Below are 15,538 nucleotides of genomic sequence, written 5' to 3'. Positions count from 1 at the left end.
ATGGCCGCTTTCAACCTGGAACCCTTCATGCGTTCGCACCAGGAACGGGTGGAAGCGCTGTTGCGCGAGCGCGCGGATCGGCTCGCCCCCGCGGGGACGCCGCCCGCCCTGCTGGAGTCCATGCGCTACTCGCTGCTGGCGGGGGGCAAGCGGCTGCGGCCCGTGCTGTGCCTGGGCTTCGCGGACGCGGTGGCGAAGGCCAGCACCGTCAGCGCGGTGGTCCTGGATGCCGCGTGCTCGCTGGAGTACGTGCACACGTATTCGCTGGTGCACGACGACCTGCCCTGCCTGGACAACGACGACCTGCGCCGGGGCCAGCCCACGAACCACAAGGTCTACGGCGAGCCGCTGGCCCTGCTGGCCGGGGATGGGCTGCTCACGGAGGCCTTCGGGCTCCTGGCGTCCGGACCGGAGCCGGTGCGTGGCGCGCTGTGCGGGGAGCTGGCGCGCGCGGCGGGCGCATTCGGGATGGTGGGCGGCCAGGTGCTGGACATCGCGAAGGACCGGGCCGCGACGCTGGACTACCTGCTGCGGCTGCACCGGCTGAAGACGGGCGCGCTCATCCGCGCGGCGTGCCGGATGGGCGTGGTGGCGGCCGGCGGCGACGCGGCGGCGCTGGCGAGCGCGGAGTCCTACGGCGACGCGGTGGGCCTGGCCTTCCAGATCGCCGACGACGTGCTGGACGTGACGTCGAGCGCGGAGGCGATGGGCAAGCCCGTGGGCGCGGACGCGGAAGCCGGGCGCTTCACCTTCCCGGCGGTGATGGGGCTGGAGGCGTCGCGGCGCATGGCGGATGAGCTGGTGGCCCGGGCCCAGGCCGCGGTCCTGCCCCTGGAGGGCGCGGACGGACCGCTGGCGGCGCTGGCGCGCTACTCGGTGGAGCGGAAGTCCTGATGGCGGACGTGCTGTCCGGAGTGGCCTCTCCCGCGGATGTGCGCGCGCTCCCCGAGGACGCGCTGCCCGGCCTGTGCGACGCCCTGCGCGAAGCCATCATCACCCTGTGTGGCCGCGTGGGCGGACACCTGGGCGCGTCGCTGGGCGCGGTGGAGCTGGTGGTGGCCCTGCACCGCGTCTTCCACACGCCCCAGGACGCGCTCTTCTTCGACGTGGGGCACCAGGCGTACGCGCACAAGCTGCTCACCGGCCGGCAGGAGCGCATGCACACGCTCCGGCAGGCGGGAGGCATCGCGCCGTTCCTGGACCCGCGCGAGAGCCCCCATGACGCGCTGGCCGCGGGCCATGCCTGCACGGCCATCTCCGCGGCGCTGGGCCTGCTCTCTGGCCGGCGGCAGCTGGGGCACTCGGGCCACGTGGTGGCGGTGGTGGGCGACGGCGCGCTCACCGGCGGTCTGAGCTTCGAGGGTCTCAACAACGCGGGTGGAAGTCCCCTGCCGCTGGTCGTCGTGGTCAACGACAACCAGATGTCCATCAGCGCGAACGTGGGCGCCATCCCCGCGCTGCTCCGCACGCGCAACGCCCGGGCCTTCTTCGAGTCGCTGGGCTTCACCTACCTGGGCCCGGTGGACGGGCACGACCTGGGCGCCCTCACGCGCGCGCTGCGCGAGGCGAAGGCCTCCTCGCGCCCGGTGGTGGTGCACGCGCTGACGAAGAAGGGCCGCGGCTTTCCTCCCGCGGAAGCGGACGAGGTGACGCGCGGCCACGCGATGGGGCCGTACGAGTGGCGCGACGGCAAGCTCGTGCGCTCTCGCGGAGGCCGGCCCACGTTCAGCGAGGCCTTCGCCCAGGTGCTGGGCGAGGCCCTGGAGAAGGATCCGCGCGTGGTGGCGGTGACGCCCGCGATGCTGGAGGGCAGCGCGCTCACCGGCCTCAAGGCGCGCTTCCCGGACCGCGTGCACGACGTCGGCATCGCGGAGCAGCACGCCGTCACCTTCTGCGCGGGGCTGGCCGCGGCGGGGGCGAAGCCGGTCTGTGTCATCTACTCCACGTTCCTCCAGCGCGCGTATGACCAGGTGGTCCACGACGTGTGCCTGCCGGGGTTGCCCGTCGTCTTCGCGGTGGATCGCGCGGGGCTCGTGGGCGCGGACGGCGCCACGCACCAGGGCGCCTACGACGTGTCCTTCCTCCGGCCGCTGCCGGGCCTCACGCAGTGGGCGCCAGTGGTGGGCGAGGACCTGGCGCCGCTGCTCGCCACGGCGCTCCAGGCTCCCGGGCCGTCGGTGCTGCGCTTCCCTCGGGGCACGTTGCCGGAGGCTCCCCCGGAGCTGTCGCCGGGCGAGGCCCCGGTGTCGGGGGCCCGCTGGCTGAAGCGCCCGGCCGCGTCCCGCCTGACGCTGGTGACGCTGGGCCCGCTGGGCCTGTCCGCGCTGGAGGCCGCGCGGAGCGAGCCGGACTGGAGCGTGCTCGACGCGCGCCAGGCGTGGCCCCTGGACGAGGCCGCGCTGCTGGAGGCCGCGGCGGGCGGGCACGTGGTGGTGGCGGAGGAGGGCACCACCCGGGGCGGGTTGGGCAGCGCGCTGCTGGAGCTGTACGCGGCGGCGGGCGTGGCCCCCCGGGTGAAGCTCCTGGGCATGCCGGACGTGTTCCTTCCGCACGGAGACGCGCGCGTGCAGCGGGCGCAGCTGGGACTGGACGCGGCGGGCCTGCGACACGCGGGCCGGGTGCTGCTGGGAGAGGAGGCCCCGTGAAGCCGAAGAAGGAGCGGGTGGATGTGCTGGTGGTGGAGCGCGGGCTGGCCGAGTCGCGCACCAAGGCCCAGGCGCTCATCCTCGCGGGCCAGGTGGTGGTGGCGGATCAGCGCGTGGACAAGCCCGGCGCGCTGGTGCCGGTGGAGGCGGAGCTGCGCCTCAAGGGCGAGGTGCTGCCGTACGTCTCGCGCGGAGGCCTCAAGCTCAAGGCGGCGATGGACCGCTTCGGCCTGGACGTGGCGGGCCGGGTGGGCGCGGACATCGGCGCCAGCACGGGGGGCTTCACGGACTGCCTGCTCCAGCACGGCGCGGTGCGGGTGCACGCCATCGACGTGGGCTACGGCCAGCTCCACGAGAAGCTCCGGACCGACCCGCGCGTGCGCTCGCGCGAGCGGGTCAACGCGCGCTACCTCACGGAGGAGGACCTGCCGGAGAAGGTGGGCGTGGTCGTCATCGACGTGAGCTTCATCTCGCTCACCCAGGTGCTGCCGTCGGTGCTGACGTTCCTGTCGCCGGGCGGCCTGCTGGTGGCGCTGGTGAAGCCCCAGTTCGAGGTGGGGCCGGAGCGGGTGGGCAAGGGCGGCGTGGTGCGCGACCCGGCGGCTCGGCAGGACGCCATCGATACGGTGACGGCGTTCGTGCGCGAGCAGGGGCTCGCCGTGCGCGGGGTGATGGACTCGCCCGTGCCCGGGCCCGCCGGCAACGTGGAAGCGCTCCTCGTCGCCGACAGGCCCTGACGCTCTCGCCGCGGGCCGCTACTTGCGGACCGCGCGGTACTCGCTCAGCGGCAGCGCCTGGACCAGGTTCTTGCCCACGCGCATCCACAGCCGCCCGGTGTCATCCACGGAGCAGGACAGGCTGCTGGAGACCTCGTAACGGAACAGCTCGCCCTTCTCGGAGGCGTCCACCGCGACGATCTCCTGCGGCAGGACGCCCGCCACGTCCGGGGCGTTCAGCAGGTAGAACTCCGGGCTGGTCGGCTGGCCCAGCTGCACCTGGACGATGCGCAGCTTGCCGGACGCGTCCACGGAGGTGCCGCCCTTGTTGGTGACGATGCCGTTCGTCGCGTCGAGGAACCACACCCGCTGCGTGCCAATGGCCGCGATCCGCGAGCCCGCCGAGTAGGGCAGGAGGAAGTTGATGGGCACGGGGAGCGTGGGGCTCGCCCACTTGAACGCGGCGCCCTCGCAGCCCTCCAGGTCCGTGGAGCAGGCCTGCACGCGCGACTGGTTGTTGCCGAAGAGGAACGCGAAGTAGATGGTCGACCCGTCGGCGCTGAACGTGGTGACGGGCGGCGCATCCAGCTGGCCGTTGTAGGCGTAGATCTTCCGCTCCTGCACCGGCTGCAGCTCCTGGCTGGTGCCGTTCGCGTCCAGGTAGGCCACGATGACCTGGGGCACCTGGGAGAACTCCAGCTGCGCCACGTAGGGCACCAGCACCTGCTGGCCCTTCTCCTGCGGCGGGGCGATGGGCCCCAGCACGGCGCCCTTGTACGTCCACTGGAAGGTGCCGCCCGCGTTGGTGTGCTTGAGGCGGGAGACCGTGTACCGGTCGCGCACCAGCGCGTCGCCGTTGCTCATCACCGACAGGCTGACCAGGAAGTAGGTCGGCGAGGTGCGGCCGGTGATGGTGAAGTTGGCGTCCACCGCCACCGCGCCAGCGCCGGGCGTCCACACCCACCGCTTGCCGCTGCTCGGGTTGATGGGGGTGATGACCGTGGCCGCGCTGCACGGGATGCCCATCTCCACCGAGTTGCGCAGGACCCCCGCGGCGTCCACGCGGAAGAGCGTGCCGCTGCCAGTGGTGGGGTTGCCGCAGCCGATGAAGGAGATGTTCGCGCCGGTGCCCTCGGTGATGAAGAAGTCCGTCACCACCTGGCCGTTGGGGTCCGGGTCCTTCACCACCTTGGTCACCGGCAGGAACGTCGCCGACGCGGGCTGCGACACGTTCGTCCGGCCGTCCGCGCACGTCGCCCGCGCGTTGAGCGACAGGCTGACCGCGAGGCCCCGGGTGTACTTGATCTCGTTCGCGGCGAGCTCGAAGTCCATGGACCCGCTCGTGTACGGGACCGTCTTGAGGAACGTGTCCTGGTCATAGATGTCCACGCGGGCGACCGCGTCACAGCCGGACACGATGACCCGCACCGTCAACGTGGGCGTCGCCGAGTTGGGCTGCGGGACGTTGAGGGACACCACCGGAGGGTCCGGCACGGGCGGCGGCTTCGGGTCCCCACAGGCGGCGAGCACGGAAGCGCAGAAGGTGAGCATGGCCAGGAGGGCCCGGGGCGCGGACGGGCGCGAAGGAACGGAGTGCATGGTTCCACACTCTACCGCGCTCCCCTGGGAAGCGGGCGGGGCCCGGCCTTTCCGTCCGGGGCCACCCCCGCCTCCATCCCCCATTCCTGATCGCGAAGCGGCCTGGAGACCCCGTCGGAGAGGGCTTCCAGGGCCCCGGTGAACCGCACCCACCCCGGGTCCCTCCTGCCTGCCGACCGGCCCTCCAGGCAGGCGCAGGGACGCGGTGGGGGAAGAAAGTCACAGCCGTGGCGTTCCGGCGGCTTTTTCCCATCCTCCCGAGGGAGGAGACCGCGGGTGCTCCCCGGTCACCGGCCCGTCATCGCGAGCGGGATTCCGCGGCGCGGACGTCGGGCCGGGGTATACGTCGCGCCCCTTCTCTCACCCCTCTCTCTCGGAGAGCCCCGTTCATCCGCTGGCTCACGGACGGGTTAGACGGCATGATCCAGAATCGACCATGACCCCTTACGCACCCAACGGGCTTCCGCGACGTCGTTCCCTGTCTGGGCGGGGCGGAGGCGCGCCGTGAGGATCGAGATGTTGTCGTCTGAACAGCGGGGACGGGTGCTGGTGCTGGCGGCGAAGGCCGCGGGTGACGCGCTCGTGGAGCGCCTCACCGCGAGCGGCTATCAGTGCGCCTCCACCGAGCGGGAGACGGGTCTGGCGGAGATGGTGGATCAGCTCCAGCCGGAGGTGGTGCTCCTGTCGGTGACGGCCAAGCGCGCGGCCGAGCTGCTGGAGACGGTGCGCAAGGTGGACAAGCTGAACCGGCTGCCGGTGCTGGTGGACCAGGGCCGCGCGCGTTCGGCGGAGGCGTTCAAGCGGCTGGCGGTGGACGACTTCGTGCGCGGCGCGGATGAGCTGGTGCCCCGGTTGGAGTCCGCGCTGCGCGCCTGGCGGCTCAAGGAGCGCGAGGAGCGGATCCGCCTGCGCATGGGGATGCTGCTGGAGATCACCCAGGCGGCGACCAGCTCCCTGGAGCTGGAGGAGATCCTCCGCATCGCGGTGGAGAAGGTGGGGCAGGTCACCGGGACGGATCGCTGCTCGGTGGTGCTGGTGGAGGGCAGCCACGCGCGCACGGCCGCGGTGGTGGCGACGCAGGAGGACCCCAGCCTCGTCCAACTGGACATCGAGGTGGCGCGCTACCCGGAGCTGCGCCGCGCGCTGGAGACGCGCCAGCCCGTCTTGATTGAAGAGGCGCAGCGCGATCCGCTGATGGCGGAGGTGCGCACGTCGCTGCTGCCGCAGGGCGTGAAGTCCATCCTGGTCCAGCCGCTCATCTGCCAGGACGACCTGCTGGGCGCGCTCTTCCTGCGCGTGTCCAAGGGCGAGGCGTCCATCGGGCGCGACGAGCAGGAGTTCGCGGAGGCGGTGGCGGGCGTGCTCGCCAACTCCATCCGCAACGCGCGCCTGCACACGGCGGTGAAGAAGAAGCGCGAGGACCTGGAGCTGGCGTACGTGGAGCGCTACCGCGAGCTCAACGACGCGAACCGCCGGCTGAAGGAGCTCAACCGCCTCAAGGATGAGATCATCGCGGTGTGCAGCCACGACCTGCGCGCGCCCCTCCAGGTGCTCCTGGGCCACGGCCGGCTCTTGCTGGAAGGGCCGCTGGAGGTCCAGCAGAAGCAGTCCGCGGAGGCGATGATCCGCCAGGGCCGGAAGATCCTCACCCTGGTCGAGTCCCTGCTGGAGAAGGGCAAGGGCGAGGCGGCGCGGCTGTCCATCGAGCCCCGCGTGCTGGACGTGGCGCAGCTGTGCCGCGACGCCGTGGCGGAGCTGGAGATCCTGGCCGCGGAGAAGGCCGTGGCGCTGCGCTCCGAGTGCCCCGACAGCCTGATGCTGATTGGCGACGAGGTGAAGCTGCACGAGGTGTTGCAGAACCTCATCAGCAACGCCATCCAGCACGCCAGCGAACCGGGCGAGGTGGTGGTGCGCACGCAGCGGCTGTCGCGGCCGGACGGCGACGCGGTGCGGGTGATGGTGAGCGACAACGGGGTGGGCATCCCCCCGGACGAGCTGCACCTGGTGTTCGACCGCTACCGGCACGGGCCCAAGGGCACGGGGCTGGGGCTGGCCATCTGCAAGGAGTTCGTGGAGCTGCACGGCGGTGAAATCTGGGCGGAGAGCCCGGCCGACGGCGGCTGCACCTTCGTCTTCACGCTGCCCCTGGCGCAGGAGGCCGCGCGCAACCCCCGGCCGCAGCCCGTGCCGGGCGCCGCGCCCGAGCAGCCGCGCGTGCTGGTGGTGGAGGACGAGCCGGAGATCGCCGCGGTCCTGTCGGAAGTGCTGCGCTCGAAGTACCGCGTGGAGGTGGCGCGCGACGGCGCGGAGGGCCTGGCGAAGGCGCGCGCGTCGCGTCCGGACCTGGTCGTGATGGACGTGTTCCTGCCCAAGCTGGACGGCCTGGACGCGGCCATGGCGCTCAAGTCCTCGTCGGACACGGCGCACATCCCCGTCATCCTCCTGTCCGCCCACCAGGGCGTGGCCGACAAGGTCCGCGCCCTCAACCTGGGCGCGGTGGACTACATGGCCAAGCCCTTCAACGCGGTGGAGCTGCTCAACCGCACCGAGCGCGCCCTCAAGCTGCGCCAGGGGGAGAAGGACCAGCAGGACAAGTCGTCCGCGCTCCAGAGGCGCACCGGCAGCGATCCCGCGACGGGGCTGCACGACCGCCGCGGCCTGCTCCTGAGGCTGGAGCAGGAGGTGGCCCGCAGCCGGCGCTACCACCGCGCGCTCACGCTGGCGGTGCTCCGCCCGGACCGGGAGCTGGACGTGATGCCCCCCAACATGGGGGACGTGATGCGCAAGCGGGTTCGCCACCCGGACGCCATCGCCCACCTGGGGCAGGGCGTCTTCGCGGTGGTGCTGCCCGAGTGCAACGCGGACGCCGCGCGCACGGTCATCAACCGCCTGATGCCGGACGTGGAGAAGGTGACCTCCATCGAATACCGGGCCGCCATGGCGGACGTCAGCCAGGACAGCGACCCGGTGGAGAAGCTGCTGGAGAAGCTGGGGGCGCCCCCTCCGGAGGTCCACTAGCCCGCGTGCGCCCGCTCCCGCTCCTCAGCCGTGCCGCCGTGCTGTGCCTCGCCCTGGCCGCCGGCGGCGCGGGGGCCGTCCCCGCGAGGAAGACCCCGCACGTCGACCGCGAGGCGATGCGCGAGGCCATGGATTCGGGGGAGCGCGACGACGAGCCGGCCGCGTCGTCCGCCAGCTACGCGCACTACCTCCAGGCGCGGTTGATGCACCTGGAGGGCAACCACCGGGGCGCGGTGGACGAGCTTCGGCTCGCGCTCGCCACCGACGACGGCAACCCGCGCCTGCTCACCCAACTGGGCGAGGAGTACGCGCGGCTGGGCGACCTGGAGCGCGCCGAGCGCGAGCTGCGCCGGGCCGTGGACAGGGCCCCCACGTACTACCCCGCCCACGTGCTCCTGGGCCGGGTGCTGATGGAGGCCGGCCGGCCGGCGCGCGCGCGCCAACACCTGCGCCGGGCGCTGTCGCTGCGCCCGCGCGAGCCCGAGGCGTACCTGGTGCTGTCCCAGCTGCACCTGGACGCGAAGGCGCCGGACGAGGCCGTGAAGGTGGTGGAGGCGCTCGCGCACGCGCTGCCCGGAGAGGCCTCCGGTTACCGGCGGCTGGGGCTGGTGCTGGCCGAGCGCGGCGACACGGCCCGCGCCGAGCGGCTGCTCACGAAGGCCGCCGAGCGCGACCCGGGCGACGTGGAGGTGTGGTCCACGCTGGCCCGGCTGCACGAGGACGCGGGGCGCCCGAAGGACGCGGAGGACGCGCTCGCTCGCGCGCTGGAGGCGGATCCCGACAGCCGCGAGGTGCTGCTGTCCGCGGGGAGGGCCGCGCTCAAGGGGGGCTCGGTGACGCGGGCCCGGGCGTACTTCGACCGGCTCCTGTCCCTGTCCAGCTCTCCGGAGCTGGCGGTGCGGGTGGCCTTCAGCTACCTGTCCGCGCACGAATCCGCCGCCGCCGAGGCCGTGCTGGAGGCCGCGAGGAAGGAGACGCCGGACGAGCCCCGGCTGGCGTACTACGCGGGCCTCGTCGCCGAGCGGACGCGCCGCTTCGCCGCCGCCGCCCGGGACTTCGCCGCCGTGGCCCCGGATTCGGAGGTGTTCCCCGACGCCCGCCTGCGCCAGGCCCGGTGCCTGTCGCTGTCGGGGGACCACCCGCGCGCGCTGGCGCTCTACCGCGCCGCCATGGCGGAGTCGCCGGAGGACCTGGAGGCGCGCGTCGCCTATGCCCGGGCGCTGGAGCGCGGCGGCTCGGCGTCGAAGGCGGAGGGCGTGCTGCGCGAGGCGCTGGGCGGGGAGGGCGCCGCGCTGGCGTACGAGGCGCTGGCCACCCTGCTGGAGCGGCAGGGCCGCGCGCCGGACGCGCTCGCGCTCCTGAGGGAGGCCGTCTCGAAGGCGCCCCGGAACCAGGACCTGCTCTTCTCCCTGGGCGCCCTGATGGAGCGCCAGGGCGACGTCGGCGGAGCGCTCAACCGCATGCGGGCGGTGCTCGCGCTGGCGCCGGACCACGCCGCGGCGATGAACTTCATGGGCTATGTGCTCGCGCAGCGGGGACGGGACCTGGACGAGGCGGAGCGGCTGGTGCGCCGCGCCCTGGCGCTCCGGCCCGACAGCGCGGCCTACGTGGATTCGCTGGGGTGGGTGTACTTCCAGCGCGGCGACGCGAAGAAGGCCGTGGAGGCGCTGGCGCGCGCGGCGGAGCTGGCGCCCGACGAACCCGCCATCCTGGAGCACCTGGGAGACGCGCACCTCAAGGCGGGCCATGCCCCGGAGGCCGCCCGGGCCTGGCGGCGGGCCCTGGAGGTGCTGACGCTGGAGCCGGAGGCCGCCGAACCCGCCGATCAGCGCGCCACGCTGGAGCGCAAGTTGAAGGCGCTACCCTCGACAGCGCAGGGCCGCTAAGGTCGTGGGCCTCATGGCCCGCCACGACGAAGGCTTCTTCAGCGGCAAGGACAACACCCGGCTGTTCTGGACGCTGGACCTGCCAGACGGGGCCCCGCGCGCGCACGTCGCCATCGTCCATGGCTACGGCGACCACATCGGCCGGTACCGGCCCGTCATCGACGCGCTGGTCCAGGACGGCTTCGCGGTGCACGGCTTCGACTACCGGGGCCACGGCCGCGCGGACGGCCGTCGCGCCTACGCCAGCAAGTGGACCGAGTTCCTCGACGACCTGGACGGCTTCTGGCAGCGCGTGCGCAAGGCCGCCGGCGCGGAGAAGATCTTCCTGCTCGCCCACAGCCACGGCGGCCTGATGGCCGTGCACGCCCTGGCCAAGGGCCTGGACGGCCTCACCGGCGCCATCCTCTCCGCGCCCTACCTCAAGCTGGCCATCACCCCGCCCACCGCGAAGATTCTCGCCGCGCGCATGGTGGGCACCGTGGTGCCCTGGATGAAGGTCGCCTCCGGCCTCGCCCCGGACATGCTCAGCACCGACCCGGAGGTCCAGAAGGCGGTCGGGTCGGACCCGCTCTACGTGCCCTTCGCCACGCCGCGCTGGTTCGTGGAGTCCACGGCGGCCCAGGCGCAGACGCTCGCGCTGGCGCCGAAGATTCAAGTACCGCTGTTCGTGCTGTGCGGCCAGGAGGACGGGGTGGCGGCTCCGGCGGCGGCGCGGGCCTTCTTCGAGGCGGCGGGCACGGCGGACAAGAAGTTCAAGGAGTACCCCGGCATGCGGCACGAGCCGCTCAACGAACGGGACCGCGCGGCGGTGTTCCAGGACATCTCCGGCTGGATCTCCGCGCATCTCTGACATAATCAGGTCGCCCCGCTCCCGACGGAGCAGGCGCTGGCGAGGATCACCTCATGGCACAGGGTGAAACGGGCATCATTGGCAAGGGCATCGTCATCAGGGGCAACCTCACGGGCGGAGGGGACCTGGTCATCGAGGGGCGCGTCGAGGGACAGATCGCCCTGAAGAACCACCTCACCATCGAGGGCACCGGCAAGGTGCAGGCGGACATCCGCGCCGAGGAGCTGACCATCAACGGCGAGGCGAGCGGCAACATCGACGCTTCCACGCGCGTGGCCATCAACGCCTCGGCGAAGGTGGCGGGCGACATCAAGGCCCCGCGGGTCATCATCGAGGACGGCGCCGTGTTCAACGGCTCCATCGAGATGGACGTGAAGTTGCCGGACGACATCTAGCATCCACCGGGGCCCGTCCCACGGTCCCCCAGGCTCAAGCTTCGAGAAGGCGGACAACACTCATGGCGAATACGGTCATTGGTTCGAGCATCGTCATCGACGGGGAGATTTCCGGTGACGAGGACCTGGTCATCCAGGGCACCGTGAAGGGGAAGATCTCCCTCAAGGAGAGCCTGTACGTGGAGGGCTCGGGCGTCGTCGAGGCGGACATCGAGACGCAGAACGTGGAGATCGCCGGTCGCGTGACGGGCAACATCGTCGCCAGCGACAAGGTGGAGCTGAAGACGGATTGCCGCGTGGTGGGCGACATCAAGGCCCCGCGCATCCTCATCGCCGACGGTGCGTCCTTCAAGGGCAACGTCGACATGGACATGAAGGAGCGCTGATCCGTGGCCACCGCCAAGGAGCTTGCAGGCAACACCGTAGACAACACCGTGGTGGGGCCCTCCATCCTCATCAGCGGTCGGCTCACGGGTGACGAGGACCTCACGGTCCGCGGGCGCGTGGAGGGCGAGCTGACCCTCAGCCGCACCCTCATCGTGGAGCCGTCCGGCGTGGTGAAGGCCAACGTGGCGGTGAAGAACGCCATCGTCAGCGGCGTGGTGGTGGGCAACATCAACGCCACCGAGAGCGTGGAGCTCACCCGCGAGGGCCGCATGGTGGGCGACATCCGCGCCCCCCGCGTCATCATCGTCGACGGCGCCAGCTTCCGCGGCCGCGTGGACATGGGCGACGTGGAGCCGGGACGTCTGCCGGCCGAGCGCCCCGCCGTGACGCGCCCCCAGGCCGTCACGCGTCCCACGGTGCGCCCCGGCGCGACCCCGCCGCGGCCTCCGCCGCCCGTCGCGCCGCAGCGCACGGCCCCGACGCCGCCCCCGCCTCCGGCGCGCACGCCGCCCGCGTCGGCGGCACCGGCCACGGTCGTGGCCCGCCCGGCGGCCAAGCCGCTGCCGCCGCCGCCGCCCGCGGCGCCCACCTACACCCCGCGCGCGGCTGAACCCCCGCGCCCGGTGTTCACTGAGCAGGCGAGCAGTGCCTCCGCGCCCGTTCCCCCCGTGATGGGTGCTGGCGCGAAGAAGAAGGTCGTGGTGAAGAAGAAGACCCGCTAGAGCCCGCCCGCCGCGCCGTCGCTTCCGGCGGCGCGGGGGTGGAACAACCGGGGGTGCCACCATGGACGCCGAGCACAGGGCCGAGGGACAGGAAGGGACTGGGGAGAACGCGACGCCGCCCCCGCAGGAGGGCGCGTCCGTGCCGCGGCATGGAGAGGGCGTGGGTGGAGACGTGACTTCGGAAGGCATCGCTCCGTCAGGAGCGGGTGGGACACGGACGGACCTGCCCGGCGAAGCCGCTCCGGCGTCGCAGGCGGCGCAAGCGTCCTCGAACGGCGAGGAGGTCCATGCCCAGGGGGCGGAGGTCCCCGCGGGCAGCGAGACGGACTCGTCACGGGCTGGCCCGTCGGGCGGCGAAGGCGGGGAGTCCTCTGCCTCCGCGGCGGGTGCCGACGGCACGGCGTCCCAGCCCGGCGCGAACTCTGGTTCGGACGGCGCGGTGTCCGCGACGGGCTCGGAAGGGAGCGCGTCGGCGGGCGAGGGTGACTCGGCCGGTGCCGTGAGCGGTGCGGACGCGACGTCGCGGACCCGCCTGGATGCCAGCAGCGAGGCGCAGGGAAGCGGCGCGGCGGCGGACGCCCCCACGGGTCCTGGCCGCTACGTGGAGCTGTCGTCCGGCCAGGACGTGCCGGACGCGTCTGGGGCAGGCAGCGACGGCGGCGGCGGCGAGGCGAAGGACGTGCTGGCGGAGCAGCGGTCCGGCCCCGTGTCCGGTGCGGATGAAGCGCTCCTGGGCGCCGGCATCTGGGATGTGGCGAGCCGCGCGAGCCAGGAGGAATCTGGCTCCGGGGACGACGTGCGAGACGATTCCGAAGCAGGCTCCGACGACGACGCGGCGACCCCCGAAGGGGAGCCCCCCGCGGAGGCCCTGGCGCCTCGCGTGATGGGACAGGTGACGGCGATGGTGCTGCCGCTGGAGCGACTGGAGGAGGACACCACCTTCCGCCTGCGGGACGAGGGCGACGTGTCCGAGCTGGCCACGGACCTGGCGCGACTGGGGCAGCTGTTCCCGGTGGACGTGCGCCCGCGCGGCGAGGAGCGCTACCAGCTCATCTGCGGCTTCCGGCGCGTGGCGGCGCTGCGCTTCCTCAAGCGCGACCAGGTGCAGGTGCGCGTGCACGAGACGCTGTCCGACGAGGACGCGCTGCTCCTGTCCCTGGCGGAGGCCATCCACGCCTCGCCGGTGGAGCATGACGTGCTGGAGGCCAAGCGCGACACGCTGGAGGCCGAAGGCCGGCTGACGGCGCCGGTGCGCGACATGCTGGAGAAGGCGCTCGCCACCGAGGAGACGCTGGCGCCGGAGGGCGTGGAAGAGGAGATCGACGCGGACGAGCTGGCGGTGGACGTCGCGCAGCGCATGGGGGCCCTCAACCAGGACCTCTCGCTGCTCGCGGACGTGTTCGCCGCGCTGGACGAGTCGCGCAGGGCGGAGTTGCTGATGCAGCTGCGCTACTCGGCGCAGCTGGTGGCGTACCTGGAGGGACTGTAGCCATGGCGGAACCGCTCGTTCGCGACCGCGCCCGGCTCCTGGAGGTGCTCACGCAGCGCTCCTTCGAGCGCCGCCGCGTGGTGCTGTCCTCCGGCAAGGAGTCGGACTTCTACATCGACTGCAAGCGCACGGCGCTGCTCGCCGAGGGCCACTACCTCATCGGCCGGCTGCTGCTGGAAGCCATCCGGCGGGACGCCCCGGCGGCGGTGGCCGCGGGCGGACTGACGCTGGGCGCGGACCCGCTCGCGTCGGCGGTGAGCCTGACCAGCTTCCTGGAGGGCAAGGACCCGCTGCACGCGTTCATCGTGCGCAAGGAGCCCAAGGGCCACGGCACGGGCCAGTGGATTGAAGGCCTGTCCGCCCTGAGCCCCGGCGCCCCCGTGGCCATCGTGGAGGACGTGGTGACGACGGGCGCGTCCACCCTCAAGGCCATCGAGCGCGCGAAGCTGGAGGGCCTGACGGTGCTGGGCGCCTTCGCGCTGGTGGACCGGCTGGAAGGTGGACGGGAGGCGGTGGAGGCCGCTGGCCACCGCCTCACCACCCTGTTCACGCGCAAGGACTTCATCCCGTGAGAAGGCTGCTGGTGGCCGCGGTGCTGCTGGGCGTGCTGGGCGGTTGCGCCAACACGCCCCCTATCGTCGGCGAGCCCGCCCCCACGCTGGATGATCCGAAGCAGGAGGCCGCCTATCTCGCGGTGCTGAACCGGTACACGGGCCGCCAGGAGATCTACGACGGCTTCGACACGCGCATCTTCGCGGGGGCCACGCTCCAGACGCCCGCCTTCCGCGACGCGCGTGTCCACCGGCGGGCCCTCTTCCAGACGCTGCCCGCGGCGAAGGTGGAGCAGCTGCTCGCGGAGGAGCAGGCGGAGGCGGCGCAGTTCCACGAGTTCTTCCTGGGCGTGCACGTCAACGACCCGCGCTACGACGACTTCGCCCACCGGCGCAGCATCTGGCGCCTGGCGCTGGTGACGCCCGCGGGCGAAGTCACCCCCGTGGAGATCCGCCGCGTGGGCCGGGCCGACCTCAACGTGCGTGCCTACTACCCGTACGCCAGCCTCTTCTGGGTCGCCTACCGGGTGCGCTTCCCGCAGACCTTCTCCAACGGCCAGCCCGTCATCCCCGAAGGCACCGAGCTGGTCACGCTCCGCGTCGCCTCGTCGCTGGGGAACGCCGAGCTGAAGGTGCACGCGCACTGAGGCTTCCGCGAAGGGCCGGGCCGCGGACTCAGGTCTGCTGGCCGCCCTTCAGCCACTTCGGCGTCGCGGGCATCGAGGGCCCCGCGAGCAGCCGGTCCAGGAGCGCGTCCGCTGACGCCTCCACCGCGAAGGGCATGCGCTGGGTCTCCGGGACGAAGCCCGCTTCGACCATGCGCCCCACCAGCGCGAGCAGCGGCTGGAAGAAGCCGTCCACGTCCAGCAGGCCCATGGGCTTGCGGTGCAGGCCCAGCTGGGCCCAGGTGACGATCTCGAACAGCTCGTCCAGGGTGCCGAAGCCGCCGGGCAGGGCGATGAAGGCGTCCGCGCGCTCGGCCATCATCGCCTTGCGCGAGTGCATGGAGTCCACCCGGTGCAGCTCCGTCAGGCGCGGGTGGCCCAGCTCCTTCGCGTCCATGAAGTGCGGCAGCACGCCCACGGCCTTGCCGCCGCCCGCGAGCACCGCGTCCGCCACCGCGCCCATCAACCCCACGCTGGCTCCGCCGTAGACGAGCGTCAGCCCGCGCCGGGCCAGCGCCGCGCCCAGCTTGGAGGCGGCATCGCGGTACTCGGCGCGCACGCCTGAGCGCGAACCGCAGAACACGCAGACGCTTCGCACGGTGACTTCGGGCATCG

At 72.7% G+C, this 15,538-nt stretch carries 14 protein-coding genes; 12 read left to right on the top strand and 2 right to left on the bottom strand.

What is annotated here, in order from left to right:
- The 3 genes from GTY96_RS10980 to GTY96_RS10970 are packed head-to-tail and all read left to right on the top strand — an operon-like array spanning position 1 to position 3,382.
- The gene (locus GTY96_RS10980; protein ID WP_161664664.1) at positions 1-894 is read left to right on the top strand and encodes a polyprenyl synthetase family protein; all 894 of its coding nucleotides are present in this window, start codon (positions 1-3) and stop codon (positions 892-894) included.
- Positions 894-2,645 carry a 1-deoxy-D-xylulose-5-phosphate synthase gene (locus GTY96_RS10975; RefSeq protein WP_143901104.1) on the top strand — a complete coding sequence of 584 codons (1,752 nt, stop codon included), beginning with the start codon at positions 894-896 and terminating at the stop codon, positions 2,643-2,645. Before GTY96_RS10980 ends, GTY96_RS10975 begins: the two co-directional genes overlap by 1 nt.
- Positions 2,642-3,382: a TlyA family RNA methyltransferase gene (locus tag GTY96_RS10970; protein WP_161664663.1), complete on the top strand. Its 741-nt coding sequence runs from the start codon at positions 2,642-2,644 to the stop codon at positions 3,380-3,382. The genes GTY96_RS10975 and GTY96_RS10970 overlap by 4 nt, the downstream gene beginning before the upstream one ends.
- A gap of 18 nt (positions 3,383-3,400) precedes the next feature.
- Here GTY96_RS10970 and GTY96_RS10965 read toward each other — a convergent pair whose 3' ends face one another.
- A complete protein-coding gene (locus GTY96_RS10965) occupies positions 3,401-4,960 on the bottom strand; it encodes a hypothetical protein (RefSeq protein ID WP_143901100.1) in 1,560 nt (519 codons plus the stop codon).
- Between the two features lie 519 nt (positions 4,961-5,479).
- Between GTY96_RS10965 and GTY96_RS10960 the strand changes: the two genes are divergently transcribed.
- The 9 genes from GTY96_RS10960 (at position 5,480) to GTY96_RS10920 (ending at position 14,905) form a co-directional block, all read left to right on the top strand.
- A complete protein-coding gene (locus tag GTY96_RS10960; RefSeq protein ID WP_143902137.1) occupies positions 5,480-7,978 on the top strand; it encodes an ATP-binding protein in 2,499 nt (832 codons plus the stop codon).
- Between the two features lie 5 nt (positions 7,979-7,983).
- Complete coding sequence (locus GTY96_RS10955; RefSeq protein ID WP_143901098.1) at positions 7,984-9,864, top strand: tetratricopeptide repeat protein; 1,881 nt, start codon at positions 7,984-7,986, stop codon at positions 9,862-9,864.
- Positions 9,865-9,877: 13 nt separating this feature from the next.
- Positions 9,878-10,714: an alpha/beta hydrolase gene (locus GTY96_RS10950; RefSeq protein WP_143901096.1), complete on the top strand. Its 837-nt coding sequence runs from the start codon at positions 9,878-9,880 to the stop codon at positions 10,712-10,714.
- Positions 10,715-10,767: 53 nt separating this feature from the next.
- The gene (gene bacN / locus GTY96_RS10945) at positions 10,768-11,109 is read left to right on the top strand and encodes a bactofilin BacN (RefSeq protein WP_014397642.1); all 342 of its coding nucleotides are present in this window, start codon (positions 10,768-10,770) and stop codon (positions 11,107-11,109) included.
- A 62-nt stretch (positions 11,110-11,171) separates the two neighbouring features.
- Entirely contained in the window at positions 11,172-11,495 is a 324-nt protein-coding gene (locus GTY96_RS10940) for a bactofilin family protein (protein ID WP_002636698.1), read from the top strand.
- Between the two features lie 3 nt (positions 11,496-11,498).
- Positions 11,499-12,218, top strand: a complete 720-nt coding sequence (gene bacP, locus GTY96_RS10935) for a bactofilin BacP (RefSeq protein ID WP_143901095.1) — start codon at positions 11,499-11,501, stop codon at positions 12,216-12,218.
- Between the two features lie 139 nt (positions 12,219-12,357).
- Positions 12,358-13,707 (top strand): ParB/RepB/Spo0J family partition protein, encoded by a 1,350-nt coding sequence (locus GTY96_RS10930; protein ID WP_328700827.1) that lies wholly within the window; start codon positions 12,358-12,360, stop codon positions 13,705-13,707.
- Between the two features lie 2 nt (positions 13,708-13,709).
- The gene (gene pyrE, locus GTY96_RS10925; RefSeq protein WP_143901091.1) at positions 13,710-14,279 is read left to right on the top strand and encodes an orotate phosphoribosyltransferase; all 570 of its coding nucleotides are present in this window, start codon (positions 13,710-13,712) and stop codon (positions 14,277-14,279) included.
- A complete protein-coding gene (locus GTY96_RS10920; RefSeq protein ID WP_143901089.1) occupies positions 14,276-14,905 on the top strand; it encodes a hypothetical protein in 630 nt (209 codons plus the stop codon). Before pyrE ends, GTY96_RS10920 begins: the two co-directional genes overlap by 4 nt.
- 28 nt (positions 14,906-14,933) lie before the next feature.
- Here the strand turns inward: GTY96_RS10920 and GTY96_RS10915 are convergent, their stop codons facing one another.
- Positions 14,934-15,536 carry an LOG family protein gene (locus GTY96_RS10915; RefSeq protein ID WP_161664661.1) on the bottom strand — a complete coding sequence of 201 codons (603 nt, stop codon included), beginning with the start codon at positions 15,534-15,536 and terminating at the stop codon, positions 14,934-14,936.
- Positions 15,537-15,538 lie beyond the last annotated feature (2 nt).

It is taken from the genome of Corallococcus silvisoli (assembly GCF_009909145.1).
Taxonomy (GTDB): Bacteria; Myxococcota; Myxococcia; order Myxococcales; family Myxococcaceae; genus Corallococcus; species Corallococcus silvisoli.
Note: the sequence above shows the minus strand (reverse complement) of the source record. Positions and strands in the feature narration are given on the sequence as shown.

Bases quoted from the DNA above. Each gene is read 5' to 3' on its own strand.
- GTY96_RS10980 (WP_161664664.1), top strand. From the start codon at position 1: ATGGCCGCTTTCAACCTGGAACCCTTCATGCGTTCGCACCAGGAACGG.
- GTY96_RS10975 (WP_143901104.1), top strand. From the start codon at position 894: ATGGCGGACGTGCTGTCCGGAGTGGCCTCTCCCGCGGATGTGCGCGCG.
- GTY96_RS10965 (WP_143901100.1), bottom strand. From the start codon at position 4,960: ATGCACTCCGTTCCTTCGCGCCCGTCCGCGCCCCGGGCCCTCCTGGCC.
- GTY96_RS10950 (WP_143901096.1), top strand. From the start codon at position 9,878: ATGGCCCGCCACGACGAAGGCTTCTTCAGCGGCAAGGACAACACCCGG.
- bacN (WP_014397642.1), top strand. From the start codon at position 10,768: ATGGCACAGGGTGAAACGGGCATCATTGGCAAGGGCATCGTCATCAGG.
- GTY96_RS10940 (WP_002636698.1), top strand. From the start codon at position 11,172: ATGGCGAATACGGTCATTGGTTCGAGCATCGTCATCGACGGGGAGATT.
- pyrE (WP_143901091.1), top strand. From the start codon at position 13,710: ATGGCGGAACCGCTCGTTCGCGACCGCGCCCGGCTCCTGGAGGTGCTC.
- GTY96_RS10915 (WP_161664661.1), bottom strand. From the start codon at position 15,536: ATGCCCGAAGTCACCGTGCGAAGCGTCTGCGTGTTCTGCGGTTCGCGC.